The organism is Sporichthya sp. (genome assembly GCF_013815995.1).
Lineage (GTDB): Bacteria > Actinomycetota > Actinomycetes > Sporichthyales > Sporichthyaceae > Sporichthya.
The window spans coordinates 1-3,566 of sequence record NZ_JACDFE010000327.1 but is presented as its reverse complement, the minus strand read 5'-3'; the positions used below and the strand labels follow the sequence as shown (position 1 = coordinate 3,566).

5 protein-coding genes are annotated in these 3,566 nt (G+C 69.7%); 4 read left to right on the top strand and 1 reads right to left on the bottom strand.

From position 1 onward, the window contains the following. Window positions 1-344: 344 nt before the first annotated feature. Window positions 345-842 (top strand): hypothetical protein, encoded by a 498-nt coding sequence (locus H0X00_RS22665; protein WP_293775051.1) that lies wholly within the window; start codon window positions 345-347, stop codon window positions 840-842. 51 nt (window positions 843-893) lie between these two features. Here the strand turns inward: H0X00_RS22665 and H0X00_RS22660 are convergent, their stop codons facing one another. Further along, on the bottom strand, window positions 894-1,778 hold the full coding sequence (locus H0X00_RS22660; protein ID WP_293775049.1) for an SDR family NAD(P)-dependent oxidoreductase: 885 nt from the start codon (window positions 1,776-1,778) through the stop codon (window positions 894-896). A gap of 102 nt (window positions 1,779-1,880) precedes the next feature. Between H0X00_RS22660 and H0X00_RS22655 the strand changes: the two genes are divergently transcribed. The 3 genes from H0X00_RS22655 to H0X00_RS22645 form a co-directional block, all read left to right on the top strand. Continuing rightward, a complete protein-coding gene (locus tag H0X00_RS22655) occupies window positions 1,881-2,252 on the top strand; it encodes an ArsC/Spx/MgsR family protein (protein ID WP_293775048.1) in 372 nt (123 codons plus the stop codon). Window positions 2,253-2,255: 3 nt separating this feature from the next. Next, window positions 2,256-2,834, top strand: a complete 579-nt coding sequence (locus H0X00_RS22650) for a hypothetical protein (protein ID WP_293775047.1) — start codon at window positions 2,256-2,258, stop codon at window positions 2,832-2,834. Next, window positions 2,831-3,566, top strand: a 736-nt coding sequence (locus tag H0X00_RS22645; RefSeq protein ID WP_293775046.1) for an NAD(P)/FAD-dependent oxidoreductase, incomplete at its 3' end; no start/stop codon positions are given. The genes H0X00_RS22650 and H0X00_RS22645, both read left to right, overlap by 4 nt.

Genomic DNA, 3,566 nt, shown 5'->3' with positions numbered 1-3,566 from the left:
CATCGTTCGGGAACCAGTCCCGGAACTCCTGCAACGTGCGCGGGTAGTCGACTCCGCCTAGCGGCCGTTCTTTGCTCACACCCGAAATCGTACTGCACTCAAGCAGATATGCAGAACATACGTTCGACGTGGAGAACATTACACGCACGGACCGACGGTTTGGCAAGCACCGATTTCTGCGGCGCGTCGCGGCCTTCGCCGCGCGACGGTGAACCCGACCGGAGCAACGCGGAAAATCTGTCCGATTTGTCTGGTAAACCGATTCGGGGGGTGCGGCGTCTTCTAGTCACTTCTTCAAGAGAGCGCACACCCACCGAGACACCCAATCGCCCCAGGGGGACGAGATGTTGAAGCTCAAGAGCCGCAAGACCGCCACCGTCCTCGCCGTCACCGCACTGGCCGGCACCGGCCTGATCGGCGTCGTGTCGACCGCCGACGCCGCCGCCAGGACCGCCCAGGTGAACAACCTGCGCACCGGCGGCCACAACGGCTTCGACCGGATCGTCATCGACTACAAGGGCAAGAAGCCGGCCGTGAAGATCTCGCTGGTGAACAGCCTCTACAGCTGCGGCAAAGGCGACAAGCTCTCGATCCCGGGCAACAAGATCCTGAAGATCGACCTGACGCCGGCTCAGGCGCACAACCAGAAGGGCCAGAACGTCTACTCCGGCCCGGGTCGGCTGTCCACCTCGTCGGTCAACCTGACCACGATCAAGGGCGTCCGCATGGCGTGTGACTTCGAGGGCCACGTGACCTGGGGCATCGGTGTTAAGAACCTGAAGAGCTACAGCGTCAGCCACCTGAGCGACCCGAAGCGCATCGTGGTCGACGTCAAGCGCTGACGCCCCATCAGTTCAGCGCTGTCAGGTCACAACTGCAGCTGGACAAGCAGATCAGCGTACGCGGCCGGTCGCCTTCGGGCGGCCGGCCGTCGCCGTTCCGAACCGCTTCTCGACGAACTGGTTGGCGGCGGAAAGTCCCTTCGCGAACGGCGTCGGAGCGAGCCGCTTGAAGGCCCACAACAGCCGCGTCTCGACGTGCGGCAGCAACAGAAACTTGCGCCGGTCCACCGCTTTCAGCACCTTGCGGGCAACGTCGTCGGCGGAAAGTTTCGGGCCGGGGAACATCTCGCCCGCGATCGCCTTACGGGCCATCAGTTCGAACGAGGGGTCGGTGGTGCGCATCCCGTCGGCCAGGTTGGTCTGAAAGAAGCTCGGGCAGACCGCGGTGGTCCTGATCCCCAGCGGCTCCAGTTCGCAGCGCATGGTCTCCGAGAGCGAGACCACGCCGGCCTTCGTCACGTTGTACGAGGCCATGTTGGCCAGATTCATCAGCCCGGCCAGCGAGGCGATGTTCACGATGTGGCCCGAGCCCTGCTCGGCGAACATCGGGGTGAAGGTGCGGACGCCGCGGACGACGCCCTTGAGGTTGATGTCGATGATCCAGTCCCAGTCCGCCATCGGGATGTCGGCGATCGGACCGGCCGAGGCCACCCCGGCGTTGTTGACCAGGACGTCCAGGCCGCCCCACTCCCGGGCGCACCACTCACGGGCGGTGTCCCAGGCGACGTCGTCGCGCACGTCGAGCGGCAGGAACGCGACCCGGTGGACATCCCCGCCCGCCTCGCGCAGCTGCTCCGCCATTTCCAAGCGCGCCAGCTCCCCCGCGGCCGGGTCCCGGTCGGTCAGCAGCACGCGTGCGCCGTCGGCCAACGCCGCCTGCGCGAGCGCGCGGCCCAGCCCCGACGCCGCTCCGGTGATCAGGATTCGCCTGGCCATGCTCTGCCTCCCGAGGTCTCCAGCCCACAGATTATCGGATAACTTACTCTGAGTAAATATGGCCCGGTTCGGTGCGGGACAAGCGCCGGTAGGTTCCGGGGCATGGAGATCTGGCTCAACCCGGCGTGCTCGAAGTGCCGCACCGCGGTCGCCGACCTGGACGCCGCGGGCGTCGAGTACACCGTGCGCCGCTACCTCGACGAGCCCCCGACGGCGGCCGAGATCACCGAGGTGCTGGAACGGCTCACGCTCGAGCCGTGGGACATCGCGCGCCTGGGCGAAGCGGTCGCCGCCGACCTCGGCATCAAGGACTGGCCCAAGGACGCCGCCAACCGCACGCGCTGGATCGAGGCGCTGGCCGCCAACCCCAAGCTGATCCAGCGCCCGATCATCACCGCGGCTGACGGCACCTCAGTGGTCGGGCGCTCCCCCGAGGCCGTGCAGGCGGCGATCGACGCCGAGCGGAAGGCCTGAGCCGTGCGCTTCACCGGCCCGGACGCGCGGGCCGTCGCGGCGGGTGAGATCACCGTGCAGTTCCGCCGCTGGGCGATCGCGCGGGTCCTCGCCGGCCGGACCTACCGGACCAACGCGGGGCGCATCGACGTCACCGCGGTCCGGCCCGTCACCAAAGTGACCAAGGCCGACGCCAGGCGGGCCGGCCGCCCGAGCGCCGAGCAGCTGCTCGCCGAACTCCCCGGCGACGCCGCGCACCCGCTGTGGCGGATCGAATTCGCCCCGGCCACGGCGCCGGATCCGCGCGCCGCCCTGGCCGCCGACGACGGCCTCCACGATGCCACGGTCGCGGATCTGACGATGCGCCTGGACCGACTCGACCGAGCCAGCTCGCACGGACCCTGGACGCGGCAGTACCTGACCACGATCGCCGAGCGCCCCGGCGTCCGCGCCCCCGACCTGGCCACCTCGTACGGCCGCGAGACCGCGCCCTTCAAGATCGATGTCCGCAAGCTGAAGAACCTCGGCCTGACCCACAGCCTGGCCGTCGGTTACGAGCTCTCCCCCCGCGGGCGGGCGTTCCTCGACCGCACCGGGACGTGAGTACCGACTGCGACGTCGTCGTCGTCGGCGCCGGGCACAACGCCCTGATCGCCGCCTGCTACCTCGCGCAGGCCGGCCTCGAGGTCGAGGTGCTCGAGCGCGACACCGTGATCGGTGGGGCGGTCTCCACCGTCGAACGCTTTCCGGGTTACCGCGTGGACCGCGGCTCCAGTCTGCATGTGATGGTCCGTCACACCCCGATCGTCGAGGAGCTCGAGCTCGGCGAGTGCGGCCTGCGCTACCTCGACGCCGACCCCTGGGCCTACGCCCCGGCGCCGGATCCCGACGACCCCGGCCTGACCTTCGCCACCGACCTCGATCGGACCTGCGACTCGATCGCGGCCGCCTGTGGCGCGGCGGACGCAGCCGCCTACCGCGCGCTGATCGACGAGTTCACCCCGGCCTGCCGGCGGATTCTCGACGTCCTCGCCGGGCCGCCCAGCCCTGGCCGGATCGCCCGCAAGGTCGCCACCCTGGGCCGGGCGCGCGGCGGCGGCGAGACCTCACGCTGGTTCCTGCAGCCGGCCGACCACCTGCTCGATGCGACCTTTGCCAGCGAACGCCTCAAGGCGGCGCTGGCCTGGCTGGCGTCCCAGTCCGGGCCGCCGCCGCACGAGCCCGGCACGGTCGGACACCTGAGCTGGATCGGCCTGATGCACCTGCGCGCCCCCGGCCGCCCGGTCGGCGGATCGGGTGAGCTCAGCCGGGCCCTCGGCGAACGCCTGCAGCGGC

Bases quoted from the DNA above. Each gene is read 5' to 3' on its own strand.
- H0X00_RS22660 (WP_293775049.1), bottom strand. From the start codon at position 1,778: ATGGCCAGGCGAATCCTGATCACCGGAGCGGCGTCGGGGCTGGGCCGC.
- H0X00_RS22665 (WP_293775051.1), top strand. From the start codon at position 345: ATGTTGAAGCTCAAGAGCCGCAAGACCGCCACCGTCCTCGCCGTCACC.
- H0X00_RS22655 (WP_293775048.1), top strand. From the start codon at position 1,881: ATGGAGATCTGGCTCAACCCGGCGTGCTCGAAGTGCCGCACCGCGGTC.